Raw genomic sequence first — 25718 nt, 5'->3', positions numbered from 1 at the left:
TGCTCGCTTTTTCTTATTTAATATCATTTTAAAGGCATCCTTTAAGCTTTAATTCATAAGCGACCACAAGTCTAGTCATTCTATCATAGCGGGCCATACCCTCCTTTTGATTATTATGCTTCAAATAGCCATTATAGAAGATACCAAAGACTTTATTAGTCCAGCCAGTATAATTGCTCCAAAAAATAGCTTCCTCCTTCAGATCAGCTACTACAAGTTGGGAAAGCCGTTTTTTATAAGTAGCAAACAATTCCAAATCTATTCCCCTAAGCTCCTGTAGCATATATGATGTTGTTTGTAAATAGCTGGAATAGCGGTAAAAAAGCTCTGGATGATTTTTCAATCGCACATAGGCGATAAAATTTGCTTCGTCTTCAAAACCAACCCCCTGTTGATGAGCCAATTCATGAACATACGTAAAAGGACTAGAAAAAACAGGCATTGCTGTATTCACATGTGCTTCATGTGTAAAAGGATTAAAATATCCTGACACACCAAAATAGGAGACCCAATGACTATTAAGGGGACCCTTTGCACCGACTAAAGTCGTTGAAAGAAAAGATTGAAAAGTCGTATCCGACTGTACTAATGCTATCATCTCTCTTTTTATCTTTTCATCCTGATGCTCCCATTGCTTTGGATTTATTTGCGACCGCAAAACATTTGTCGAATCGAGACATGTTTCCAGAACAACAAGATAATCAGCTAACTTTAGACTATCTGTGCTTAAACCTATATTTTGTACAATGGGTATCCGGTAATAGTTCATCCCCCAGCTTATGTAAAAAAACAAGTATAAGCCCAAAATTACGTTAATAAGATATACTAGGAATCTACCTGCATAAGCATATCTCTTTTTAAATAAGTACTTAACAACATTAACGATTAATAGTAAAAGACAACAAACAGCAAAAAAGTAAAATAAGTCCCCAATACTAAAAGGTAAATAACCAAAAAAAACTTGTGGTAAATATGAAAAAGAAGGATACCACATTCTTGAATAATAGTGCTCAACAAAAAAAGTATTTCCTTCCAGAATAGTGATTATTGCAGTAATAAAACACAGTATTGCAAAACAGATAAGTGGTTTCTTTAGCATAAACATTGTTTAGATATTAGCTCTCATTTTCAAAATATAGCTTATAATAATTCATCCCCTTATCTTCATCAAATCCCTTTTCAATATATTCTCTTTTACCATGTAAATAAATATGAAAATTTTTATCCAGCTTTAATACGGTCTTATAAGATGCTTCCATTTTTTTAACCGCTTTGTCGGCGATATCAAAACTGCTTTGAAAAGGAGAATCAAATTCATCTTCAAATCCAGATCGGAAGTCATTAAACATTGTTGCTGCAATAGGATTACCAATTACTTCCTCCTCAAATTCCTCTTGATCAAAAGTCTCTTTTTCTTTAAAGTAATTCAATGATTTATTGAGCAGATCAATCTTATCAGCCTTTTCTAACTCAAACATATCATCCAATTTCTCATTTACAAAGTTTTTATAAACTTTCAAATAGTTACCCGTCTGATTAAAATCATCATTACGAATTTTTATCTTTAGAAAATCATCTTTCCAATAAACTGCCTCGGTTTTATTCGTTTGATCGACAACCAGCACCTTATAACCTTCCTCTTCTTCTACATTAACTATGATCACACCCTTATCCAACTTATTAATATTAATTGCTTCTTCCTCATAATCCAATTGAAAACCACCTTGATTCGGATATACTTTTAGATAAGTTTCCTTATTTTCTGACTTAAAAATTCCGACAGCATCATAATTATCCCCCTCAATCTGTACATTTTTCAATGAAACCACATACACCTCACCAGGTTTGATCTTCGGGTGCATACAAACTTCATATAAGTGTTTTGCTATCTGCTGAGAATAGTCATGAAAAGCTAATTGCTCATTAAAGAATTGCTTTGTAAAATGAAAAATTTCATTTAACGCCAGCTCTCCGTTGGGATGAAATAAGCGATAAACTTCATTTACCTTTGCAAAAGGACTCATAAAATATTGCATGAGCAGAGGGGGGAGTACATCGTCATTCTCAAGTGGAACTGGTTGCTCTGATAATATATAAAATTCCTCTTGTGACTTGTTGCCTACACGATGGATAGAAAGTTGATCGAAAGTAGCATCTTGATGAAAAAACATATTTCCTATTTAAATCTTATTTTTAAAAATTATATAAATCGACAGCGATTTTAAATGTTTCGCAATGTGCATTAACAATATCTTTGATATGCAAAGAATAGCCTCCCCCCATACAAACTTGAACTGGAACCTGATATTGCAAACAATTTAACAGAACAAACTCATCTCTTAATCGACAGCCTGCTGGAGAAAGTTTCAATTTCCCCAATTTATCTGTCGCCAGAATATCAACTCCGGCCTGGTAAAAAACAAAATCTGGTTTGACTTTGTTAAAGAGATTCGGCAGATGCTTGCTAAGCAACTGCAAATATACATCATCAGTTATACCATCCGAAACAGGAAGATCCAAATCAGAACTTTCTTTGATAAATGGAAAATTTTTATCCCCGTGAATCGAAAAAGTAAAAACATCTCGGTCGTCTTGAAATATATGAGCGGTTCCGTTGCCCTGATGCACATCGAGGTCGATGATTAAAATTTTTTTTGCCAGCTTATTTTTAAGCAAATAACGAGCGGCCACAGCTTGATCATTCAATAAACAAAAGCCTTCTCCAAAATCATAACCCGCGTGATGCGTTCCACCTGCAATATTAAACGAAATACCATTTTGTTGCGCATATAGTGCGGACTTTATCGTACCATCTACCAGATAACGTTCACGATCAACTAGACTCCTTGTTAAAGGAAAACCAATTCTCCGAACCATCTTAGGATCTAATGTCAGATCAAATAAAGCCTGCACATAGCCGGGGTCATGCGCTAAACAAGCAATTTCAAATGACACAAGTAGAGGTTCAAAAAAATTTTCCGCTTTCACTACCCCTTCGTGCAATAGCTGTAATGGAATCAATTCATATTTTTCCATCGGAAATCGATGGCCTGCACGTACAGGATGAATATATTCGGGATGGTACGCGATCTTTAACAAAGCTGTATATTTAAAACTTCACTAAGATAATAAAAAGGATATTTAATGGTTTTTATTGTGGATAATATTTAAAAATAATTGTTTCCCCCTCTAAAAAATAGCATATTTGATTTCAACTAATTAAATTTATGGAACTTAGCACCAAACCACAATTATCAGCCGAAGAGCAACGTGTATTAGGCTCTTTAATCGAGAAGTCAAAGGTCACCCCAGAATATTACCCGATGTCACTGAACGGTCTCCAAAGTGCCTGCAACCAAAAAACGGCTCGAAGACCTGTGGTACAATATTCCGATGAGACCATTATCAATACCTTAGCCATACTGAAAAAAAAGGGTCTTATCGCGCATGTTGTAGGTGGAGGTAGCCGTGTGACAAAGTATAAACATAATTTTGCCATACAATTTCCATTAGTTCCATCAGAACTAGCAATCATCTGTCTTCTACTACTTCGCGGACCATTAACAGCCGGAGAAATAAATTCAAATTCAGGTCGTCTGTATGATTTTGAAGCCTTGGAAGACATTACAGAACATCTTGAAAAATTAGCATCTGAAGGATTTGTAAAAGCATTAGAAAAACAACCAGGACATAAGGAAGTGCGATATATACATTTACTCGGTGATATCGATTTGGAACAATTTGAGCAAATACATCCCCCTTCCGAAAATACGGTACTCCTTCATAAAAGAATTGAAACATTAGAACAAGAATTAGCACAATTGAAACAACAATTTCAAGAACTTTGGGATGAACTGCATTAAAATAGACTGCTTATTTTATCCTTCTTTCAATGTGATTTATTAAGAATCGCGAGCGCACAATGGTAAGCTCAACTTCAAAAAAGATCATGTGATTTTAGATAAAAATAAAATCGGTTTACATTATTTAAATCCGCAGCTTCGCTTTACTTTTTATAAACAATATAAAACGGAACAACATGAAATTTGGACAGGTATCAAATCCACAAGAAATAGATTTTACGTTACCCCCTACTTCCCCGGATACGCTAAAATTATTAAAAAAGAATAAAAACAAGGAAGCATTTGCCATCTATGTCGGATGTGCTAAGTGGAATAAATCGGACTTAAAGGGCTTTTATCCGAAAGGAACGAAAGATGAACTTCCCTACTACAGTAGCCAGTTTAACAGTATTGAACTCAATGCAACCTTTTATAATGCACCATCAAAAGAGCAAGTTGAGACTTGGAAAAAAAAGACTCCCACAGACTTTAAATTTTTCCCTAAAATACCGCAATCAATAAGTCATTATAGCCGTCTATTAAACACTGATGAAAAAGTAAAGGAATTTACAGATAATATCGCTCTCTTTGAAGAAAAGTTAGGAATGATCTTCTTACAAATGCATGATAACTATAAACCAAAAGATATGGAACGCCTCCGTGAGTTTATCTCTAAATTTCCGAAAGGACTACCACTTGCAGTAGAAGTTCGTAATCAGGAATGGTTTTCCAAAGCTGAAACAGCAACTGCATTTTACAAGTTACTTGAGCAATTTGACATTACAAATATCTTAGTTGACACAGCAGGAAGACGCGACCTCTTACATATGCATTTAACTACTCCATCGGCATTCATTCGCTATGTCGGAGCCAATGATCCATCTGATTACACCAGATTGGACGACTGGGTTATGGTCATTAAACAATGGCGGGAAGCAGGTCTACAGAAACTATATTTTTTCATTCATCAAAACATCGAACTGGAATCACCACTTTTAGCAAGTTATTTCATCAAAAAGCTGAATAAGGAATTAAAACTTGATTTACATATCCCAGGTAGTGATAAATTATTTTAAAATTATCACTTAGCAGTGCATGATATAAATTGTAACTCTAGCTTAGAATATCATGTAAAAAAAGAGGCATCCTTAAATAAAGGATGCCTCTTTTTGATATTTATTGCAAATTATTTTTTCGCAAAACGGAAGTTCTTTCCAATAAAACGAGCATTTGCACCTAATTCTTCTTCAATGCGTAACAATTGATTGTATTTAGCCATACGATCAGAACGTGAAGCCGACCCAGTTTTAATTTGACCACAGTTCAAAGCAACAGCTAAATCAGCGATTGTTGAATCTTCAGTTTCACCAGAACGGTGAGACATAACCGAAGTGTAGTTTGAATTCTGTGCCAAAGTAACAGCATTAATTGTTTCAGTTAAAGAACCAATTTGATTAACTTTTACTAAGATTGAATTTGCAGTATCTGTATCCACACCTTGTTGCAATCGTTTTGTATTTGTAACAAATAAATCATCACCAACCAATTGAATAGTAGCGCCAATTTTTTCTGTTAACAATTTCCAACCTGACCAATCATCTTCCTGCATACCATCTTCGATAGATATAATTGGATATTTTTCAGTCAATTCTGCTAAATAAGCAACTTGTTCTTCGGAAGTACGGATAGCACCTTTATCACCTTCAAATTTAGTATAATCGTATTTACCGTTTACATAAAATTCTGAAGCAGCACAATCTAAAGCTAGACAAATATCAGAACCTGGTTTGTAACCAGCTGCTTCAATTGCTTTTAATACAGTTTCAATAGCATCTTCAGTACCATCAAAAGTTGGAGCAAAGCCACCTTCATCACCTACTGCAGTAGATAGACCGCGGTCATGCAAAATCTTTTTCAAGTTATGGAATACTTCCGTTCCCCAACGTAAAGCTTCAGAGAATGAAGGAGCGCCTACTGGCATAATCATAAATTCTTGGAAAGCAATAGGAGCATCAGAGTGAGAACCACCATTAATGATGTTCATCATCGGAATAGGTAATGTATTAGCATTAACACCACCAATATAACGGTATAATGGTTGACGAGACTCTTGGGCAGCAGCTTTTGCAACAGCTAAAGAAACACCTAAAATAGCATTAGCGCCTAAGTTTCCTTTATTTTCAGTACCGTCCAAATCAATCATGATTTTGTCGATTGCATTTTGCTCAAAAACATCAACACCTGCTAAAGCCTCAGCAATTTTAGTGTTTACATTTTCTACTGCTTTCAAAACACCTTTACCTAAGTATTTTGATTTATCACCATCACGCAACTCTACTGCTTCGTGAACACCTGTAGAAGCACCAGAAGGCACTGCAGCACGTCCAACGAAACCATTTTGTGTCGTTACATCTACTTCGATAGTAGGATTTCCGCGCGAATCCAAAATCTGACGCGCATGTACATCAATAATTAAACTCATTGTAATATTGGTTTAAACTTTTTATATAGTATTTTATACAATACTTAGTGTAATTTTTACACTAAAAAATTATATTCTGATTTAATAATCAAATATAAATAAAATTGAGCTTATTAAAAAACGTAAACCACAATTTTATGGCAAGAATGAATATATAAAGTGCAAAAAAAGAGGTTAGCAAATTGCTAACCCCTATCTTTATACTAATCGATTATTTTTTAATTAACTCAATGAAATCATCAAATAAATAACGTGAATCATGTGGACCAGGTGACGACTCTGGATGATATTGTACCGAGAACGCATTTTTTCCAATTACACGGATACCTTCAATCGATTGGTCATTTAAATTGATGTGCGTAACTTCAACTTTATCTGACTGTTCAATATCTTCTGCAACAACACCAAAGCCATGATTCTGTGAGGTAATCTCACAACGGTTAGCAATAATATTCTTAACCGGATGGTTGATACCACGGTGACCGTTGTGCATTTTTTTCGTACGGATATCATTTGCCAAAGCCAATATCTGGTGTCCAAGACAGATTCCAAACATCGGTTGGTCTGCCGCTAAGATATCTTTTACCGTTTGAATTGCGTAACTCATCGCTGATGGATCACCAGGACCATTAGAGATGAAATATCCTGCAGGATTCCATTCTTGCATTTCTGCAAAAGTAGTTTTAGCAGGGAATACTTTTGCATACACTTCTCTTTGAGAGAAATTGCGAAGAATATTCTTTTTAATACCTAAATCTAATACTGCCACACGTACAGGAGCATCTTCATTACCATAAAAATAAGGTTCTGTTGTAGAAACCTGAGATGATAATTCAAGTCCATCCATGGAAGGAACAGTAGCTAAAGTAGCTTTTAATGCTTCAACATCTAAGTTTTCAGATGAAATAATAGCATTCATTGCACCTTTATTACGGATATGACGCACCAAAGATCGCGTATCAATATCTGAAATACCAACTAAATTTCCCTCTTCAAAATAGCTCTGAATAGATTCGTCGGCCATTTTACGACTATAGTTAATATTATAATTTTTACAAACTAATCCTGCGATTTGAATCTTACCAGATTCAGTATCATCTTCATCAATTCCATAGTTACCAATATGGGCATTGGTTGTTACCATAATTTGTCCGAAATATGAGGGATCGGTAAAAATCTCTTGGTAACCTGTAGTTCCGGTATTGAAACAAATTTCGCCAGTAGTCGTTCCAATTTTTCCCGCTGCTTTTCCGTGATAAACCGTTCCGTCTTCTAAAACTAAAATTGCAGGCAATTTGCTGTAGTTGGTCATTATTTATTAAATATAAAATTGTTTTTCCTAATTCCTTGCTTTATCGAAGTTTTGGTGTATAAAAAAAGCCCTAAATGGGCTAAATAATCAATTAACAATTGATTCAACGATAACGAAATTATCGTTTTTTACAACATTTGCGAAAGCATTTACTTCAATTTTCACAGGAGACAAAGGTATAACAAAATCATCAAAGTAAAAAGACTTTTTTTATAATATTGTGATATTCCAAAAATATAACGTTAAAATCACCAATCTTAATAAGATAATGAAGTGTTTATTAATTACTTTCAATTACATTGCCCGATGCATCGCGAAAATTCCCAATGACAATCATAACAAGATCAATAATATACCAGATACCACATCCGCCAAAGGTCAATAATTGAATAATCCCAGTACCGATCTTACCTACATAAAAACGGTGAACACCAAACGGTCCTAAAAAAATACAAAGTAATAAACAGGCTAACCACCTCTCATCTCTATTTTGATTATTTGATTGCTGGGTATAATACATCGGTTGACGAACACCACATGATGGACATATTTCTGCCTTTGCATTAATAATAGCTCCGCATTCTACACAATATTTTTGTGCCGCTTGATTCATAATTTAATTAGTTTAAACACTAAAGTTACAAACTACCGTTCAATACAGGAGCTAAAAAATAAAAAAAGCGATTACATCGTATGTAATCGCTTTTTCTACCAAAAAACAATCAATTACATATTAATTGCTTTCCAGATCATATCCTTCAATTGCAAAATATTTTTTCCTGCAACAGATGATATAAAGATATACGGTAATCCTTCCGGAACTTCTTTTTCCATTTCTCTCTCCAATTCATCATCCAACATATCAGCCTTAGTAATTGCCAATAATTTTGGTTTATCACGAAGTTCTGGATTATAAACTGAAAGCTCATTTAATAAAATATCATATTCCTGCTTTATCGTGCGCTCAGTATCTGCGGGCACCATAAACAGCAACACAGAATTTCGTTCAATGTGTCTTAAGAATCGATATCCTAAACCCTTACCTTTAGAGGCACCCTCAATAATACCAGGAATATCTGCCATTACAAAAGATTTCCCATCACGATAACTCACGATACCAAGATTAGGAACTAAGGTAGTAAAAGGATAGTTCGCAATTTCAGGTTTCGCCGCTGAAACAACAGATAATAGTGTAGATTTTCCCGCATTTGGAAAACCAACCAATCCTACGTCAGCTAATACTTTCAACTCTAGAATAATCCAACGCTCTTGTCCAGGCAAACCCGGTTGTGCAAAACGTGGCGTCTGCTGAGTTGAAGATTTAAAGTGCCAGTTACCTAATCCACCTTTACCACCAGGAGTTAAAATTTGTGTCTCTCCATCCTCGGTGATTTCAAATAAAACCTCTCCCGTTTCAGCATCTTTAGCCACTGTCCCTACAGGAACCTCTAAAATTTCATCCTTCCCTGAGGCACCCGTACTTGTAGCAGAACTACCTGATTCACCACTGGAAGCAATGATATGCTTCCTATATTTTAGGTGCAATAAAGTCCATAATTGTGTATTCCCTTTAAGGATAATATGACCTCCACGACCACCATCACCTCCATCGGGTCCACCCTTCATGGTTGTTTTATCTCGATGTAAGTGCGCTGAGCCTGATCCTCCGTGTCCCGATCGACAACACACCTTCACATAATCGACAAAATTAGAACCTTGCGCCATAGAAATAAAATATATTTGTTATTAAAACGTCTCCGCTTTATTATTTAATAATTGTCAATAATAGCAGTCAATTCTCCAAAAATAAAATCGATATCACCAATACCGTTTACTTTGGACAATTTACCTTGTGCTTCATAATAAGGTAACACATGAATAGTTTTTGTAAAATATTCATCAATACGTTTTACCAATTTATCAGCAGCATCATCCGCACGGCCAGAAATCTCCTGACGTTTAGCAATGCGTGTTTTTAATTCATCTTCATTTACATCTAAAGCTATAACTACAGAGATAGAAGAATTAATACCAGTTAAAAATGCGTCCAACGCTTCTGCTTGTGCCACAGTACGTGGAAAGCCATCAAAAATAAATCCTTTTGCGTCCGGATTTTTCTTCACCTCCTCTTCCAACATCGCAATCGTAACCGAATCAGGCACTAAGTTTCCGTCAGCAATAATCTGACTGACTTGTTGACCTAGAGCTGTCTGGTTTTGAATATGAGCTCTAAAGATATCACCTGTTGAAACATGAACTAACTGATATTTATCGATAAGCTTCTGCGATTGTGTTCCCTTTCCTGCCCCCGGAGGGCCAAATATTACAAGGTTTAGCATAGTAGTATTTAGAGTAATAGAGTAAAAAAATAAAAGCCTAATCGCTATATTGATTAGGCTTTTCAAATAGTGCGCTCAAAGGGAGTCGAACCCCTAACCTCCTGATCCGTAGTCAGGTGCTCTATCCAATTGAGCCATGAGCGCGTCAACCATTACGTCATCTTCATTGCTGTTCTTCCGTTTTGGTGATGCAAATATAGGCAAAATAGCACTGCCTCCAAATTTTTTTTTCAATTTTTATCTAATAGACTGATAATGAAACAAAATAAAAAATCATCAATCAAATACAATTATGCTTAATCATAATCAACAGATATAAAGAGCTCGCACACGGCGAAATTCGATATATAGAACCACCAAAGAAGAATTTTTAATCCCTAAATCACCCATTATACATATTCAAGTTATTTCATCTTTGAAAGGATTATCTTAAAATAATTAAAAAAAGTTTCCCAAAACTCTAAGCAATTTTTTCAGTTACTATATAAAATGCTGATTGCATTTGAAATACTTTACCTGTACCTCTGTCAACGCATAAACTAGATCTTATTTTAAAAATAGAAGAAAATAAAAACCTTTTAACCAGGAAGACTCGTATAAAAGGAATATGGAATATTCTTTATTCCAAATCACCAAATTCAACATACAGCTGTTTGTGGTTTATAAAACTAACCGGTCGTTTAGTACCCAGAATCATTGCCTTCGACTTACTCCAAGAAAAAGGAACACGATTCTCCCTTTCCTTCAAAACGAGCAGCTGATAAGACTTGTCTGTTTTCATCTGCTTAACATCCGATAACTTAACAGACAAAACCTCATGAAAATCAGGTTTTCTACTGATCAAATGGCTCAGAAATTGTTCTTTCATATTTCCGAATAAGATGTACTGCAAATTTACAGGCCTTGGATTATCTTTATCAAACTGTTTATAATAGACAACCTGCTTGATTTTAAGAGAAATCGAATCTAAAAGCTTAAATCCTCCCCTTTCAAAATGACCTCTATATACATTTGCCCTAAATACTTTGGTCTGATTAACCATTTCTGGCAAAACAAAAACTTCTGGTTCAATCGTATAAACAAATTCTTCAGGAAATGCTAAACGGCTAGTGCGATATTGCTCTAGATCGGCCTTAGAAAATTCAAGCTTCAGAATAATCTGATAGTCGTGTGGCTGATGAAACATAGGTAAATGTTCAGCATATATAGTCTCTATCCCCATCAATAACATTCCATGAATATTAGGCTTATCAGGATAATGAGCTTGCTGGGCAGATATTATTTTGAAAGTGAAGAGTAAAAAAAGCAGACAAATACTTTTATAATTCATTTTGGCGAAATTTAAATATAGCAACAAAAATAGCGGATAGTTAAATAAAGAGTTTAAACGGAGTGTCATATTCCTATTAACCTCAATTAAACTATATGATGAAACCTTCTTTTAATAATTTGGAATGGAACAAAAAAAGCTTAGTCGTAATGACTAAGCTTTCTAGTAGTGCACTCAAAGGGAGTCGAACCCCTAACCTCCTGATCCGTAGTCAGGTGCTCTATCCAATTGAGCCATGAGTGCATTTTGAGCGACTTTTATTTAAAGTCATACCCCTTTGTTTTGTGATACAAATATCGGGACTTTTTTCAATTCTGCAAACTATTTTTAAACTTTTTTAGACAAAAAAAGTAATATTTTTATTATCTTATTGATAGTATTACATTTACAAAGGTTATTTTTTTAATATTTTTTTCACAAAGACGTACTTATGTCCAAAAAAGAAACGAAACTCAGCAAAATACGTATTGACGACATCAGCATTTCATATATGATAAGACCTAGTAAGACAGATAAAGCTGAAAAAACAGTTATCTTTTTACATGGTTTCCCTTTCAATAAAAATATGTGGCGCGCACAGATGCAACAATTAGACGAACAATTTATCGGAATAGCAATAGATATTAGAGGACACGGACACAGCACGCGAGGTCATGGCTTTTTTAGTGTGGATGTTTTTGCAAAGGATTTAATCCAATTCATCACACATTTAAATTTAAATAACGTTGTACTTTGTGGTGTTTCGATGGGAGGCTACATTGCACTGCGCACTTACGAATTAATAGGAAGTACACTTCAAGGACTCATTTTAAGTGACACCCATTCTTTTGCCGATAACAATATGGCAAAACAAAAACGTTTTGATTCAATCCAAGCTTTACTAAAATATGGAAAACGTCCATTTTCATTAGGTTTTATTGAAACAGTATTTTCAAAAAAGACATTAACTGAAAACCCAGAAGCGATTGAAACAATAAAGAGTGCCATTCGGCGAAACGATCTGCAAAACATTTGTGCGACACAATTAGCATTAGCGGCCCGTACAGATACAACAGCTATGTTAAACACTATAACAGTGCCCACATTGGTCATCAAAGGGAAAGAAGATAAGTTAATCACAGATCTACAGACCAAAACCTTACTTGACAATATTGCCCACGTTAAATTTATTGAATTTACGGAATCAGGTCATTTACCTAATTTGGAAGAGCCCGAAAAATTCAGTGGAGAGGTCAACTCCTTCTTAAACTCGCTCTAGTTACAGACATAAAAAAATGCAGTGGATAAAAATCAACACTGCATTAAATTGGATGTACCAAAAGAAAACATTTCTTATAAACCACGGTATTTACTTTGTTTATATTTAAAGAAATCATTCAAATGTTGTAAGTTTTCTTTTCTTTCCTCCGATTTACGGTAAGAAATAATGGAATCCCATATAAACAAAGCGAACAACAATATTGCAAAAAGAACAGGTATGCTCAAGAAGCTACCCGTAGTACCCTGCATAATTAACCAAGTTGAAACAATAACCGTTAATAAAAATTTCATAATAAATCCTAACATTTCGTATAATTTAAAGTGACTGAATAATACGCTGACTCTACCGCCAGACGTCTGAATAAAACCTGTGATGCCGTATCTTGAAATCGCTAGCCTACTGAAAAATATAAATGATCAGAAAACTAAATGGTGGAGAAGAACCAATATATTGATAAATCAAAATATCAGGTCAATTTTCAAAAAAATCAATAGTGTATGGAGAAGGTAAAACTGGTAAGTTTTAGCACTGATTTATATTTAAAAACTGACAAAAATTAAAAAACTTATAGTAATTAATTTCACATCAACTTCAAATGTACTAATTTTTTTAGACAAAAACAAATGCTACGCGGAAAATTTTAGCTAAATAACGAGTTACTTGATTTTGTAAACAGCTATAAAATAAGAGCAAATAAAAAAATAACCTCTAATTATAACCTCTAATTAACTCCAGTACTGCAGCCAAATCTTAATAATAACAAATTGCTTTTTTAGACAAACTCTACGATTGAATAATTATAATCTGTCATAAAAATGTACTAAATTTTACAGGCTATTTAATTTAAAAAAATCATTGTTACTTTTGCTAACACTGTTAACTAAAGTTTTAAAGATGGGTGTATCAGAGCGGAAATTGCGAGATTTAGAAAAAATTAGGTTACAAATAATTGAACAATCCTGGCTTATTGTACAGGAGGAAGGTTGGCAAGCACTATCCATTAGAAAAATAGCAGATGCCATTGAATATAGTGTTCCTGTTATTTATAAACATTTTGAAAACAAAGATGCTATTGTAGCCTATTTTACAAAAGTCGGTTTTTCTTTGCTTGCAACACAACTTGCATCTGCTGTAGATTCAAGCAGAACCGCAGACCTGAACTTGTATCATCTAGCGACATCTTACTGGAAATTCGCATTCGAAAATAAGAAATACTATGAAATTATGTTCGGTTTGGGTATTCCCCAATGCGAAGTTGTGAACAGTATCAAAGAGATGAAAGTCGCATCAGATGTCATGTTAAATTGTATTTCCAAATGTATTGAAGAGAATCAAGTCGAACAAATTGATCTATTTTTAAAATTCAAAACCTTTTGGTCTATTTTACATGGTATTATTACCATCGAATTCATATCAAATACAGCAACAGATCCAGAAGTAGTATCCCCTATCCTAACAGATGCTATTGAGGGATTTATTATATCATTAAAACACCACAATAAATAACATGAGTTTATTAGAAGATTTAAAATGGAGATATGCCACAAAAAAGATGAATGGCACTCCAGTAGCACAAGAAAAAGTTGATTACATTTTAGAAGCTGCTCGTTTGGCTCCTACCTCTTCTGGGCTACACCCTTATAGAGTAATTGAAATATCAAATCGCGAATTGAAAGCAAAAATTCAACCTATCGCTTACGGTCAATCCCAAATCGTAGACAGTTCACATATTTTAATATTCGCAGCTTACGATTCCTATACTAAAGAACGTGTAGAAGCACCATTTGCGCAACAGGCGGAAGAAAGAGGATTGCCAATAGGGTTTGCAGATGATTATAAAAACAATCTTTATACACAATTATCAGCGTTGTCCCAAGAACAGCAATTTAACCATGCGGCACGTCAGGCTTATATTGGTTTTGGATTAGCCGTAGCCGCGGCGGCAGAACAAAAAATTGATGCAACTCCTATGGAGGGTTTTAACAACCAACAGTTAGATGCCCTACTTGAGTTAGACAAATTAGGCCTTAAATCGGTTACAATCTTAGCCCTGGGTTACCGCGATGAAGCAAACGATTGGTTAGTTAACTTAAAGAAAGTAAGACCAAGCCATGAAGATTTCATTATTAAATTCAACTAAAATATATTTTGGGAACTCAATTATTAGGAGTTCCCGATTCTTAAACATACATTATGAAAATAGAAATTTGGTCGGACATCGTTTGTCCATTTTGTTATATTGGTAAAAAAAGATTAGAACAAGCATTAGCTTCATTTCCTCATCGTGATGAAGTTGAGATTATTTGGAAATCTTATCAACTACACCCGCAATTCCCACAAGATGCGGCTGGTATTCCCGCAGTAGAGTACATTAAAAATGCGAAAGGTCTAACTAAGGAAGAAACTTTAGGTATGATGCAACAGGTTCAGTCCATAGGAAAATCTCTAGAGATTGATTTTGATTTCGAAAAATCACTAATTGTCAATACCCTAAATGGACATCGTCTTATACATTTTGCACAAGAACATGGTCTTGGTAATATTTTAAAAGAACGCCTACTAAAAGCCCATTTCAGTGAAGGAGTAGACGTTAATGATACCAATATATTAGTAAACCTAGCCGCGGAAGTGGGGATGGACAAAAAAGAAGTCCAAGAAATGCTGTTTTCTGATCGTTTTACTTACGAAGTCACTCAGGATATTCAAGAAGGTGTAAATCTAGGTTTACGTGGCGTTCCATTTTTCGTATTTAATCAAAAGTTTGGTATTGCTGGAGCACAACCTTTAGAAATGTTTGAACAGACACTCCGTCAAGCATATGAAGATGCTAAAACAGTTATTATCATGAATGATAATGAAGGACCTAGCTGCGACAGTGAAACCGGAAATTGCTAATAGTTTACTATTAGCAATTTTGATTGTCAGACATAACCAAAGAGTTAGCTAAACTTCTGCTCCCGAATCCCAAAATCGTGCAAATAAGTTGAACTTATTTCTTAATTTCGTTTCCTATTTAATGCAGAAAAATTGTAGTATAAATGCAGTTAACTAAACTAGAAATAAAAGGATTCAAAAGCTTCGGCGATAAGATTACAATCAATTTTAATGAAGGCGTCACCGCAATTGTGGGCCCAAATGGTTGTGGCAAATCAAATGTCGTCGATGCGATACGTTGGGTTTTGGGAGAGCAGAGTACACGTATGCTCCGTTCAGAAAAAATGGAAAACATCATTTTTAATGGGACGAAAAATCGTAAAGCGGCAAACCTGGCAGAAGTTTCACTCACTTTTGACAATAATAAAAACGTACTTCCAACAGCATTTACAACAGTCACTGTGACACGTAAGCTGTTTAGAAACGGTGATAGTGAATACCGATTAAACGATGTAAAATGTCGCTTAAAAGATATTACAGACTTGTTTTTAGATACAGGAGTTGGAGCAGATTCTTATTCGATCATCGAACTGAGAATGATTGATGAAATCATCAATAATAAAGAAAACTCCCGTCGAAATCTATTTGAAGAAGCATCTGGAATATCCAAATATAAAGTCCGTAAAAAACAAACGCTAAATAAGCTAAGAGATACTGAACTTGACTTGAGTCGCGTAGATGATTTAATGTTTGAGATTACCAAAAATCTAAGATCATTAGAAGGACAAGCTAAAAAAGCAGAAAAATATACGCTTTTAAAAGATGAATACCGCCAGAGTAGTATCAATTTAGCCTATTACCGCATTGCCGATTTTAGCAGTGAACTGGAACGTCTCCAAGGTCAGGAATCCAAATTAAACAAGCAGAGTACCGACGCACAAGAACATATTAATAAAGCTGAAAATGCACTAAAGCAAATCCGAGAAGACAATCTGGAGCAGGAAAAAAATGTTTCCATACAACAGAAAGCCACCCAGGAATTTATTAATAAAATCCGAAATTACGAGTCGGAAAAAAAAGTTAAAAACGAACAGCTTAAGAATCTTCAGGATAAAGAAAGCAGATTGAATTTTGAAATCAACAATGACAATCAACAACTCAATCATGTTCTTTATACGATCAAAAGGTTAAATGAAGAGTTATTTCATGAGCAACAGCAATTGGATAATTTCCAAACAAACCTAGAAAAGGATAAATTTGAAGTCGAAGAGCTAAGAGGTCAGCAACAAACTGCCAAAGGAAAATTAGACAGCTATAACAAGGCCAGTACAACTTTACAGGACAATATCTATAAGCTTGAAAAAGATATTGCTGTTTTAAATATTCAAAAAGAAGCTTTATTACAAGAATCCATCCGAACGGTAACAGATACTGAATCCAAAGAAGCTGAGTTAAATCAATTTAATATTACTGTAGCTGAATTAGAGGGCCGTGTAGAAACGCAGCAACAACAGTATGAGACCGCCATACAGATGGAAGAAGAATTGCAATCGCAAATTCAAAATCATACAGCAAATATAAATACCCTTAAGGACGAATTAAATAAAGAGTCAAGGTTAGCAGATGCGAAACAGAATGAATATAACTTAACTAAATCCTTAATTGATAATTTAGAAGGCTTTCCTGATTCAATCCGATTTCTAAAGAAGAATGCAGGTTGGAAAAAACAACCGCCATTATTTTCAGATGTTCTTTTTTGCGAGGAAGACTACCGCGTAGCTATTGAAAATTACCTGGAATCGATCATGAATCACTATGTCGTGGAAACACAGCAAGATGCGGTACAGGCAATTAATCTTTTAAGCGATGCTGCACGTGGTCGTGCAAATTTCTTCATATTGGATGCCATCCCATCCATAAAGACATCTTCATCGATTAATGATGATATCTTAACTCCAGCTTTGAATGTTATTACTGTTGATGACAAATTCAAGCCTCTTTGCGAAGTTTTATTACAAAATGTCTATATTTTGCAACGAGAACGCGACCATGAACTTGAATTACCATTGCCCGAGGGAGATATTGTTATTTTGCAGAAAAATGGTAAATTTTCGAAAAACAGGTTAGGTCTATCAGGTGGTTCTGTGGGATTATTTGAAGGTAAACGAATCGGACGCGCTAAAAACATCGAAATCTTAGCAAAGGAAATCAAAGCTCTTAATGAAAACATCAATAAGCTACAGGATCAAATAGCCGACGAATCCGGACGTTTAGCAGCATTACAGTCTAATTCCCAAAAGGAAATGATTGATGAGCTTCGTTTTCAACTAAACCGTCTAAATAATGAATTGATATCTGTCAAAACAAAACAAGAACAATATCAAACCTTCATTACTAATGCACTAAACCGCAAGAAGGATATTCAAGATAAAATAATAGCTATTGAAAATGATTTACTAATTGTCGAACCTCAAATTCAAGATTTCAAAAACGAACGTGAGCAGCAGGTAGGTGATCTTCAAGAATTTCAGGACAGATTTAATGAAATTTCAGAGATTTTAACTGAAAAATCCGCAAGTTACAATCAAGGAAATCTCGGATACCATCAGCAACAGAATAAAGTTTCAAACATCAATAAAGATCTCGAATTCCGCGAAACGCAGCAGGAGGATTTTCAATCTCGTATCGAACGTAATACAAAAGATCTCGAAGAAGTACAGTTATCTTTAAAAATTACAGCCCAATTTGTAGATGAAGAAGACCAAGATCTGGTGGAAATGTATACGCAGAAGGATGCACTGGAAAAAGGTTTAGAAGAATTAGAAAAGAGCTACTATGGTGTTCGTAAACAAATAAATGAGTTAGAAGAGCAAATTATACAATACCGTCGATCAAAAGAACAAGATGATCTCCTAATTTCTGAAATAAAAGATAAGAAAACAGCACTTCAGATTGATCTTAATACTTTAAAAGAACGCCTTTCTGCAGAGTTTAATATTGAATTAAAAGATCTATTAGAACAAGAAGAAACGCCAACAATCACAGAAGATCAAGATGTACTTGTCGCCAAGTGTACGAAACTCAAAAAACAATTGAATGAGTACGGTTCAATCAATCTTATGGCCAAAGAGGCTTTCGATGAGATGAATGAACGTTATAACTTCATCAATAAAGAAAAATCAGATCTATTGGAGGCAAAAGAATCTTTAATGGCAACCATTAAAGAGATTGATGATACTGCAGAGGTACAATTTATGTTTACGTTCAATAGTGTTCGTGATAATTTCATCAAAGTTTTCCGCTCCCTATTTAACGAAGAAGATAGCTGTGATTTAATCCTTACAGACCCATCTAAACCGTTAGATTCGGATATTGATATTATTGCGCGTCCTAAAGGAAAAAGACCATTGTCGATCAATCAACTATCAGGAGGAGAGAAAACCCTCACCTCAACAGCACTTCTATTCTCACTGTATCTTTCGAAGCCTGCACCATTCTGTATTTTTGATGAGGTAGATGCACCATTAGATGATACTAACATTGATAAATTCAATAATATCATTCGTGATTTTTCTAAGAACTCACAATTTATAGTGGTTTCTCACAACAAAAAAACAATTGCGAGCACAGACATCATCTATGGAGTTACCATGGTAGAACAAGGTGTATCACGTGTTGTTGCAGTTGACTTACGAGATGTCGCTTAAGAAATAACAGATTTTGTTATATACAAGATCTGTTATTATAAAAAAAGGGAGTGATACATGTGTATCACTCCCCTTTTTTTATAATAATTATTCTGATGAGCTTATTTAGTCGCTACTAGAGAAACCTTAAAGTTTATCTCAGCAGAAATTAAATCATCTTTTTTACCTTCATAACTTACGCCCCAATCAGCACGAACGATGTTAAAATCAGCTTCTGTTTTGATTGTTGTAGCAGTTGATTCAATTACTTTAGCATCAAATGAGATATTTTTAGTAATACCTTTGATTGTTAAATTACCAGAAATTTTCACATCTTGTGCTGTAGCACCAGCTTCCGCTTTAGTCACAACAAATGTAGCTTCAGGAAATTTAGCAACATCAAAGAAATCCGCCGCTTTTAAATGGCCATCTAATTTCTCTTTGTACTCTCCTTCAAGATCTGTAGAACTAATTGTATTCAAATCCAATGTGAACGTACCACCGGTTAACACACCATTATTCACATTTAATGAACCTGATTTAATCGCAATCGTACCTGTATGTGCACCTGTCACTTTCGTTCCGGTCCATACAACTTTTGACTGTGTTGCATCTACATTAAACACCTCTCCAGCTGGAGTAGCAATTTGTTCTGTCGCAACAGAATCTTGCACTTCCGCTTTTTTTCCTTCTGGATTTCCAGCACAAGAAGACATAATAACAGCTGCGATAGCAGGTAATACTAATAATTTTTTCATAACTAACTTAATCTATTTTATATGTTTAAACACTTGATTAACCAAAGATATTATAAGATCTAAATAAAATCTACTAAAATACTATACAATATCAAATTATGACAATAACATGTTTTAGTGTCCTTTAGGAGCAACATCAACGCGACGAATATCAGCGCCTAATTTCTTTAATCGCTCTTCGATATTCTGGTAACCACGCTCTATTTGCTCGATATTATGAATAGTTGAAGTACCTTTTGCAGATAATGCTGCGATCAATAAAGATACGCCTGCACGGATATCAGGTGAAGTCATTTCAATTCCACGTAAAGGATACATTTTATTCAATCCGATTACAGTTGCACGGTGTGGATCACAAAGTATGATCTGAGCCCCCATATCAATCAGTTTATCAACAAAGAAAAGACGGCTTTCAAACATTTTTTGGTGTATCAAGACATTTCCCTTTGCTTGTGTTGCCACAACCAAAACAATACTTAATAAATCTGGTGTAAATCCTGGCCAAGGTGAATCTGATATCGTTAAAATTGAACCATCAATAAATGTATCTATTTCGTATGAATCCTGCGCTGGAATAAAAAGATCATCACCACGCAACTCCATTTTAATTCCTAAACGTTGGAATACGGTAGGAATAATCCCCAATTCTTTGTAACAGACATCCTTAATGGTAATTTCAGAACCAGTCATAGCTGCTAATCCGATGAAAGAGCCAATTTCAATCATATCTGGCAACATACGGTGTGTTGTTCCACCCAAACGCTCCACACCTTCTATCGTGAGCAAATTTGAACCAATACCGGAGATATTAGCTCCCATACGATTCAACATTTTGCATAACTGTTGCAAATAAGGCTCACAAGCTGCATTATAGATTTCAGTTTTACCTTTAGCCAATACTGCCGCCATAACAATATTAGCAGTACCTGTAACAGATGCTTCATCTAACAAGATGTAAGCTCCCTTTAATTGAGTAGCATCGACATTAAAGAAATGATTTTCCGAATCGTAGATAAACTTGGCTCCCAATTTTTCAAAACCCAAAAAGTGAGTATCCAAACGACGACGACCAATTTTATCGCCTCCGGGTTTTGGAATAGCTGCCTTCCCGAAACGTGCTAATAAGGGTCCTACAATCATAATAGAACCTCTTAAGCTTCCTCCTTTTTCTTTAAATTCTGACGATTGGAAATAATCTATATTGATATCCTTAGCTTCAAAAACATAAGTATCCTCATCAATACGATTGACACGTACACCTAATGCTATTAAGAGATCTATTAATTTATTGACATCCTTAATGTTTGGAACATTACTAATTGTGATGGGTTCTTCAGTCAACAATACTGCAGATAAAATCTGTAATGCTTCATTTTTCGCTCCCTGAGGAATAATCTCTCCTTTTAATGGCTTCCCGCCATTGATTTCAAATGCATTCATGCGTACACCTATATCTTTTTATATTTTCCTTTGATGTTATAAGAAAAAAAGCAATTGAAAAGAAATATAAATCACTTCACAATTGCCTTATATCATACTTAAAGTATTAACAATTATCCTCTCTTATAACCGCTGTTACTATTGCTATTATTATTGCTGTTATTATTATTTTGGTAAGGACGTCTATTGTTATTGTTACTACTTCCGCCACCTGAATTGCTTCGTTTTTGGAACGAATTTGTTCCCGAAGGTCTTCTGTTATTTGAGTTATTATTGTTGTTGCTCCGACTATGGTTATTATTAGAATGCCCGGAATTGTTATTAGTAGTTTGTGTCGGATTATTTCCTTTAACTCTATTTCCCGGAGGCGCACTTTTGAAATCTTGTTTGGTCAAAACTGTACCTTCTGGCAATTGCAATACCTTACTTGACAATTCTGCTAAATCTTGAATAATAAATTCGTCTGCTACCGCATCTTTATTCCATGTTGTATACGCCATCTTCATGAAATTGGCAATTGAAAGCGCCATTTTTTGACGTTTTTCTTCATCCGTAATGGAAATTGCCTTATTAATCATTTTCTCCACTGTAAAACCATAATGCTTGTACTTGATATTATGCTGCGGATAGGATAACAATTCTGGCTCATGCTTCACCAATTCTGGAGTTGCTTTAGGATATGGAGAATCCACGTCAATCTGGAAATCAGAAATAATTTGCAAGTGATCCCACAATTTATGCTTAAAATCTGCCACGTCGCGTAAATGAGGATTTAACACCCCCATCATATCAATGACAACTTGAGCATACTTATTTCTTTCTTCTTTTGTAGGTAAATCACAAATATAGTTTACCATATTTTGCACATTCCTACCGTATTCAGCTAGGATTAGCTTCGGTCTTGTGCTGTTGTAGTCAAAGTTCATATAGTGAATTTCAGTACCAATACAACGTTGTATTCTGTACTTTGGTATTAAATTATTGAATAATTCTCAGTTTTGCAAATTTAAGCAACAATTGTTTCTGTCCCAAGTCTTTAAAGAAAATAGTTGCTTTTACTTCTCCCTTTGATCCTTCGAGGTTAACAACCTTTCCGAAACCAAATCTTTCGTGTTCCACTTCCATGCCAACCTGCAAACTATTTGTGTCGGATGGAGTAAAACCAGCGGAAGGTGTATGCGCTTTGGGTAATATCGAGGTAGTTTTAAAAGGTTTCGGCTTAGGTTTCGAAAAACTATCCGTCTCTTTTTGCTGCCAGGCAATACGCTCACCTTGGAAACTTCCAGATTCTGCAGAAGAACTTTGTCTTGGTTTAAAATCCAGATCCAAACAAGATGGATTCAGTTCATCCAAGAATCTGCTTGGTTCACAGTTATTAAGTGTTCCCCATCGATATCTAGAAGTTGCGTACGAAAGTAATAATTTTTTTTCAGCTCTGGTAACTGCAACGTAAAATAATCTTCTTTCTTCCTCCAGTTCAGTCCTTGAATTAAGTGCCAACTGAGATGGAAATAAATTTTCCTCTAAGCCAACGATGAATACGACAGGAAATTCTAAACCTTTAGACGAGTGTATCGTCATCATTGAAACCGTATCCGCATCTGGATCTTTATCGTTATCATCATTGGTCAGCAAAGCAATATCCTGCATATAAATGTCTAACCCACGTTCCTCAATATCCTCGCGTTCGGAAAACTCTTTAATACCATTGAGCAATTCCTGTATATGTTCGTACCGTGTCAATCCCTCAACAGACTTATCTTCATATAGTTCCTTTAATATACCTGAATGCTGTGCTATATGCATTGCCGTATCAAAAGCACTATTAGTTTTTGCCAGCGCTTGAAAACTCAAGATCATTTGACCAAATCCTCCAACAGAAGCGGCACTACGTCCGTCCATAAACATTTGAGCATTCGCTACAATATCCCAAAGACGGTATTGATGTTGATCTGCGGCGATCACGATTTTCTCAACCGTGGTATCACCAATACCACGACGAGGATAATTGATCACACGTTTCAACGCCTCTTCATCGTTTGGATTAAAAGTAAGTCTAAAATATGCAATTAAATCTTTAATTTCTTTTCGTTGATAAAAAGAAGTACCACCATATATTTTATAAGGGATATTTATTTTTCTTAAAGCTTCCTCCATTGCTCTAGATTGCGCATTGGTGCGATAAAGAATAGCAAAATCTTTATAATTATACGATTTTAATGACTTTTCTTGCGAAATTAATTCCGCAACAATTTTGCCTTCCTCATTATCTGAAAATGCACGTGAAACTTTTATCTTCTCTCCTTCTTCATTATCAGAAAAGACATTCTTTTCCAACTGATTTTGATTGTTAGCAATAACCGAATTCGCGGCGTTAACAATCATTTGAGTTGAACGGTAATTTTGCTCTAATTTAAAAACCTTTACTGCAGGATAATCCTTTTGGAAATTCAAGATATTCTGAATATTTGCACCACGGAAAGCATAAATACTCTGTGCATCATCACCAACTACACAAATATTCTCATTAACAGCAGCTAATCGCTTAACGATTAAGTACTGTGAAAAGTTGGTATCTTGATACTCATCAACCATCAAGTATTTAAACTGATGCTGGTATTTATGCAGCACTTCAGGATGCTTATTCAACAAAACGTTGGTTTTGAACAACAAATCATCAAAATCCATAGCCCCTGCACGATAACAACGTTGCGCATACGTCATATAGATTTCTCCTAACTGACCTCTCCCGTTAGAAATATCTTCCGCTTTTAGTGCTTCATTTTTATTATACTCCTGTGGCGATATGAGATTATTTTTCGCTTGAGAAATACGCCCATACACATGATTGACATTATAAAGTTTGTCATCTAAGTTCATTTCTTTCAAAATGGAACGTAGTAAACTTTTCGTATCATCCGTATCGTAAATCGTAAAATTACGCGGGTATCCGATCAATTCAGCTTCTACACGCAAAATCTTGGCAAATACGGAGTGAAATGTTCCCATCCAAATATTTTTAGCCTCAGCACCAACCACCGACATAATACGATTACGCATTTCTTTTGCGGCTTTATTAGTAAAAGTTAAAACTAATATATTGAAAGGATCTACTCCTTTTTGTATTAAATGGGCAACGCGATAAGTAATGACACGTGTTTTTCCTGATCCAGCCCCAGCAACTATCATTACTGGTCCATCAGTTTGTTCTACAGCTCCTCTTTGAGAAGGGTTCAATCCTGCTAAAAAATCCAAAGCTTTCTCCTAATATTATATGTTATTTAAAATAGCTTATAAAAGTACGAAAATCATTTGGCGGATAGGCAGTCATCGTCACAAATAATAATTTTTTAACAAAATCTGCATCCTCTTATGAATATGTAAAAGACTGATTTGCACTTCAGCTAATACTCGTTCAATATGCAGTAAGATTTTCATCGGATTTAACTGAGCTTTAATAGAGGGTTTATAGTGTTTTACCTCTAGAAACCCTCTATTATCCCTTTAGAATATCACCAAAAAATAGTACCTTAGTATAAGGTATATATAAGTATATTTCCTATTAAACAGCAGCTTACTAACGTGATATTTGCAAACTAAAATTTATCGTCTTTTAAAATGAATCAACTATGCTTCTTAAGATGCTGTAGTTCGAGATTTAAAAGCTACAAAAGAGGCAAAATTCAATTTTTTATGGAGTACATCAACAGAATTGAATCCTACTTTTTTAAGCAAATCAAGCTGATAAGTTAAACTCCGCGGTGTATCTTCATGCTCGATATAAGCAAAAACATGGTCACGATAAGTTCCGTCTTTCAAACCCGTAAGGTATCTACCATAGTAATTATCATAAATCAATTTTTGAATGGCATCATGATCATGAATCACCAGATCAAAAATCCAGATACTCCCGCCCTCTTTGAGTAAGCTATACAGTTTTTTAAATGCATGCTCCCAATCTTGGTCATCACGGAGATGATGCAAAACCGCCGTTGCAATAATAACGTCATAATGATTTTCTTTTAGCTCGGCAGTTCTAAAGTCACCTTTTAATATCTGAACCTGTCCAGTTATGACTTCTTGTACACGTTCTTGTGCTTTTTCCAACATCGGCTGGCTTAAGTCAACCAAAGTACAGTCAAAATCGGACATCTTTTGCGCTAATTTAACAGGGTAATTACCAGCGCCACAACCAATATCTAGCACGTGATTTAATTCCGGATACACAGCGACAATACCATCAGTAATCAGTTCCATATTAAACAAGGCATCTAAAGTCGTCTGCTGTCCTGTGTCAAGATTTGAAAACCGTGCTACATCCTGGTCAAACCGTTCTTCAATTTCTTTTAGCGTTGATTTATATTCCATCTTTCTAATTTTTAATATTTTCAAAT

Annotated in this window: 22 protein-coding genes and 2 tRNA genes; 7 read left to right on the top strand and 17 right to left on the bottom strand. The window is 35.0% G+C overall.

What is annotated here, in order from left to right; translation table 11 throughout:
- Nucleotides 1–28: 28 nt before the first annotated feature.
- The 3 genes from WH188_RS02530 to WH188_RS02520 form a co-directional block, all read right to left on the bottom strand.
- On the bottom strand, nt 29–994 hold the full coding sequence (locus WH188_RS02530; protein WP_339423523.1) for a DUF3810 domain-containing protein: 966 nt from the start codon (nt 992–994) through the stop codon (nt 29–31).
- Between the two features lie 121 nt (nt 995–1115).
- The gene (locus WH188_RS02525; RefSeq protein WP_339423207.1) at nt 1116–2171 is read right to left on the bottom strand and encodes a nucleoid-associated protein; all 1056 of its coding nucleotides are present in this window, start codon (nt 2169–2171) and stop codon (nt 1116–1118) included.
- Between the two features lie 22 nt (nt 2172–2193).
- Complete coding sequence (locus WH188_RS02520; protein ID WP_237682695.1) at nt 2194–3099, bottom strand: histone deacetylase family protein; 906 nt, start codon at nt 3097–3099, stop codon at nt 2194–2196.
- A gap of 128 nt (nt 3100–3227) precedes the next feature.
- On the opposite strand from WH188_RS02520, the gene WH188_RS02515 reads away from it, so the two are divergent.
- Both WH188_RS02515 and WH188_RS02510 read left to right on the top strand, forming a co-directional pair.
- Nucleotides 3228–3863, top strand: a complete 636-nt coding sequence (locus WH188_RS02515) for a YceH family protein (protein ID WP_021192287.1) — start codon at nt 3228–3230, stop codon at nt 3861–3863.
- A 176-nt stretch (nt 3864–4039) separates the two neighbouring features.
- Nucleotides 4040–4918 (top strand): DUF72 domain-containing protein, encoded by an 879-nt coding sequence (locus WH188_RS02510; RefSeq protein WP_132772872.1) that lies wholly within the window; start codon nt 4040–4042, stop codon nt 4916–4918.
- 110 nt (nt 4919–5028) lie between these two features.
- Here the strand turns inward: WH188_RS02510 and eno are convergent, their stop codons facing one another.
- The 8 genes from eno to WH188_RS02470 all read right to left on the bottom strand — a co-directional run bounded on the left by eno (nt 5029) and on the right by WH188_RS02470 (nt 11548).
- Nucleotides 5029–6324 (bottom strand): phosphopyruvate hydratase, encoded by a 1296-nt coding sequence (gene eno / locus WH188_RS02505; RefSeq protein WP_021192290.1) that lies wholly within the window; start codon nt 6322–6324, stop codon nt 5029–5031.
- 211 nt (nt 6325–6535) lie between these two features.
- Nucleotides 6536–7636 carry a glutamine-hydrolyzing carbamoyl-phosphate synthase small subunit gene (gene carA / locus WH188_RS02500; protein ID WP_132772874.1) on the bottom strand — a complete coding sequence of 367 codons (1101 nt, stop codon included), beginning with the start codon at nt 7634–7636 and terminating at the stop codon, nt 6536–6538.
- Between the two features lie 280 nt (nt 7637–7916).
- Nucleotides 7917–8249 carry a TM2 domain-containing protein gene (locus tag WH188_RS02495; protein WP_168125859.1) on the bottom strand — a complete coding sequence of 111 codons (333 nt, stop codon included), beginning with the start codon at nt 8247–8249 and terminating at the stop codon, nt 7917–7919.
- Between the two features lie 113 nt (nt 8250–8362).
- On the bottom strand, nt 8363–9361 hold the full coding sequence (gene obgE / locus WH188_RS02490; RefSeq protein ID WP_021192292.1) for a GTPase ObgE: 999 nt from the start codon (nt 9359–9361) through the stop codon (nt 8363–8365).
- A 44-nt stretch (nt 9362–9405) separates the two neighbouring features.
- Nucleotides 9406–9975 carry an adenylate kinase gene (locus WH188_RS02485; protein WP_132772880.1) on the bottom strand — a complete coding sequence of 190 codons (570 nt, stop codon included), beginning with the start codon at nt 9973–9975 and terminating at the stop codon, nt 9406–9408.
- A gap of 70 nt (nt 9976–10045) precedes the next feature.
- Nucleotides 10046–10119: transfer RNA gene (locus WH188_RS02480), tRNA-Arg, on the bottom strand.
- A gap of 475 nt (nt 10120–10594) precedes the next feature.
- Nucleotides 10595–11305, bottom strand: coding sequence for a hypothetical protein (locus tag WH188_RS02475; protein ID WP_168125858.1), 711 nt, complete (start codon nt 11303–11305; stop codon nt 10595–10597).
- Between the two features lie 169 nt (nt 11306–11474).
- Nucleotides 11475–11548, bottom strand: a tRNA-Arg gene (locus WH188_RS02470).
- Nucleotides 11549–11735: 187 nt separating this feature from the next.
- Between WH188_RS02470 and WH188_RS02465 the strand changes: the two genes are divergently transcribed.
- Nucleotides 11736–12563: an alpha/beta fold hydrolase gene (locus WH188_RS02465; RefSeq protein ID WP_021192295.1), complete on the top strand. Its 828-nt coding sequence runs from the start codon at nt 11736–11738 to the stop codon at nt 12561–12563.
- 74 nt (nt 12564–12637) lie between these two features.
- On the opposite strand, the gene WH188_RS02460 is transcribed toward WH188_RS02465, so the two are convergent.
- Nucleotides 12638–12856: a hypothetical protein gene (locus WH188_RS02460; protein WP_339423205.1), complete on the bottom strand. Its 219-nt coding sequence runs from the start codon at nt 12854–12856 to the stop codon at nt 12638–12640.
- 604 nt (nt 12857–13460) lie between these two features.
- Between WH188_RS02460 and WH188_RS02455 the strand changes: the two genes are divergently transcribed.
- The 4 genes from WH188_RS02455 (at nt 13461) to smc (ending at nt 19147) form a co-directional block, all read left to right on the top strand.
- Nucleotides 13461–14072 carry a TetR/AcrR family transcriptional regulator gene (locus tag WH188_RS02455; RefSeq protein ID WP_021192297.1) on the top strand — a complete coding sequence of 204 codons (612 nt, stop codon included), beginning with the start codon at nt 13461–13463 and terminating at the stop codon, nt 14070–14072.
- Between the two features lies 1 nt (nt 14073).
- On the top strand, nt 14074–14706 hold the full coding sequence (locus WH188_RS02450; RefSeq protein ID WP_132772884.1) for a nitroreductase family protein: 633 nt from the start codon (nt 14074–14076) through the stop codon (nt 14704–14706).
- Nucleotides 14707–14759: 53 nt separating this feature from the next.
- Entirely contained in the window at nt 14760–15461 is a 702-nt protein-coding gene (locus tag WH188_RS02445; protein ID WP_021192298.1) for a DsbA family oxidoreductase, read from the top strand.
- 143 nt (nt 15462–15604) lie between these two features.
- Nucleotides 15605–19147, top strand: coding sequence for a chromosome segregation protein SMC (smc, locus tag WH188_RS02440; protein ID WP_339423203.1), 3543 nt, complete (start codon nt 15605–15607; stop codon nt 19145–19147).
- Nucleotides 19148–19248: 101 nt separating this feature from the next.
- Here smc and WH188_RS02435 read toward each other — a convergent pair whose 3' ends face one another.
- The 5 genes from WH188_RS02435 to WH188_RS02415 all read right to left on the bottom strand — a co-directional run bounded on the left by WH188_RS02435 (nt 19249) and on the right by WH188_RS02415 (nt 25692).
- A complete protein-coding gene (locus tag WH188_RS02435; protein ID WP_168125856.1) occupies nt 19249–19884 on the bottom strand; it encodes a YceI family protein in 636 nt (211 codons plus the stop codon).
- 114 nt (nt 19885–19998) lie between these two features.
- Nucleotides 19999–21324, bottom strand: coding sequence for a UDP-N-acetylglucosamine 1-carboxyvinyltransferase (murA, locus tag WH188_RS02430; protein ID WP_021192300.1), 1326 nt, complete (start codon nt 21322–21324; stop codon nt 19999–20001).
- A gap of 113 nt (nt 21325–21437) precedes the next feature.
- Complete coding sequence (locus tag WH188_RS02425) at nt 21438–22250, bottom strand: DUF4290 domain-containing protein (RefSeq protein WP_021192301.1); 813 nt, start codon at nt 22248–22250, stop codon at nt 21438–21440.
- A 52-nt stretch (nt 22251–22302) separates the two neighbouring features.
- Complete coding sequence (locus WH188_RS02420; protein ID WP_021192302.1) at nt 22303–24579, bottom strand: ATP-dependent helicase; 2277 nt, start codon at nt 24577–24579, stop codon at nt 22303–22305.
- A 381-nt stretch (nt 24580–24960) separates the two neighbouring features.
- Nucleotides 24961–25692: a class I SAM-dependent methyltransferase gene (locus WH188_RS02415; protein ID WP_132772890.1), complete on the bottom strand. Its 732-nt coding sequence runs from the start codon at nt 25690–25692 to the stop codon at nt 24961–24963.
- Nucleotides 25693–25718: the final 26 nt, after the last annotated feature.

It is taken from the genome of Sphingobacterium sp. MYb388 (genome assembly GCF_037479535.1).
Classification (GTDB): domain Bacteria; phylum Bacteroidota; class Bacteroidia; order Sphingobacteriales; family Sphingobacteriaceae; genus Sphingobacterium; species Sphingobacterium anhuiense.
The sequence above is the reverse complement of the archived record's forward strand: the minus strand, read 5'-3'. Positions and strand labels throughout refer to the sequence as shown.

What these genes read in the sequence shown, in the direction of transcription:
- WH188_RS02530 (WP_339423523.1), bottom strand. Translation starts at nt 994, where the DNA reads ATGTGGTATCCTTCTTTTTCATATTTACCACAAGTTTTTTTTGGTTAT.
- WH188_RS02465 (WP_021192295.1), top strand. Translation starts at nt 11,736, where the DNA reads ATGTCCAAAAAAGAAACGAAACTCAGCAAAATACGTATTGACGACATC.
- WH188_RS02495 (WP_168125859.1), bottom strand. Translation starts at nt 8,249, where the DNA reads ATGAATCAAGCGGCACAAAAATATTGTGTAGAATGCGGAGCTATTATT.
- smc (WP_339423203.1), top strand. Translation starts at nt 15,605, where the DNA reads ATGCAGTTAACTAAACTAGAAATAAAAGGATTCAAAAGCTTCGGCGAT.
- WH188_RS02435 (WP_168125856.1), bottom strand. Translation starts at nt 19,884, where the DNA reads ATGAAAAAATTATTAGTATTACCTGCTATCGCAGCTGTTATTATGTCT.
- eno (WP_021192290.1), bottom strand. Translation starts at nt 6,324, where the DNA reads ATGAGTTTAATTATTGATGTACATGCGCGTCAGATTTTGGATTCGCGC.
- WH188_RS02455 (WP_021192297.1), top strand. Translation starts at nt 13,461, where the DNA reads ATGGGTGTATCAGAGCGGAAATTGCGAGATTTAGAAAAAATTAGGTTA.
- WH188_RS02450 (WP_132772884.1), top strand. Translation starts at nt 14,074, where the DNA reads ATGAGTTTATTAGAAGATTTAAAATGGAGATATGCCACAAAAAAGATG.
- WH188_RS02460 (WP_339423205.1), bottom strand. Translation starts at nt 12,856, where the DNA reads ATGAAATTTTTATTAACGGTTATTGTTTCAACTTGGTTAATTATGCAG.
- WH188_RS02510 (WP_132772872.1), top strand. Translation starts at nt 4,040, where the DNA reads ATGAAATTTGGACAGGTATCAAATCCACAAGAAATAGATTTTACGTTA.
- carA (WP_132772874.1), bottom strand. Translation starts at nt 7,636, where the DNA reads ATGACCAACTACAGCAAATTGCCTGCAATTTTAGTTTTAGAAGACGGA.
- WH188_RS02475 (WP_168125858.1), bottom strand. Translation starts at nt 11,305, where the DNA reads ATGAATTATAAAAGTATTTGTCTGCTTTTTTTACTCTTCACTTTCAAA.
- murA (WP_021192300.1), bottom strand. Translation starts at nt 21,324, where the DNA reads ATGAATGCATTTGAAATCAATGGCGGGAAGCCATTAAAAGGAGAGATT.
- WH188_RS02485 (WP_132772880.1), bottom strand. Translation starts at nt 9,975, where the DNA reads ATGCTAAACCTTGTAATATTTGGCCCTCCGGGGGCAGGAAAGGGAACA.
- WH188_RS02525 (WP_339423207.1), bottom strand. Translation starts at nt 2,171, where the DNA reads ATGTTTTTTCATCAAGATGCTACTTTCGATCAACTTTCTATCCATCGT.
- WH188_RS02445 (WP_021192298.1), top strand. Translation starts at nt 14,760, where the DNA reads ATGAAAATAGAAATTTGGTCGGACATCGTTTGTCCATTTTGTTATATT.
- WH188_RS02415 (WP_132772890.1), bottom strand. Translation starts at nt 25,692, where the DNA reads ATGGAATATAAATCAACGCTAAAAGAAATTGAAGAACGGTTTGACCAG.
- WH188_RS02515 (WP_021192287.1), top strand. Translation starts at nt 3,228, where the DNA reads ATGGAACTTAGCACCAAACCACAATTATCAGCCGAAGAGCAACGTGTA.
- WH188_RS02425 (WP_021192301.1), bottom strand. Translation starts at nt 22,250, where the DNA reads ATGAACTTTGACTACAACAGCACAAGACCGAAGCTAATCCTAGCTGAA.
- obgE (WP_021192292.1), bottom strand. Translation starts at nt 9,361, where the DNA reads ATGGCGCAAGGTTCTAATTTTGTCGATTATGTGAAGGTGTGTTGTCGA.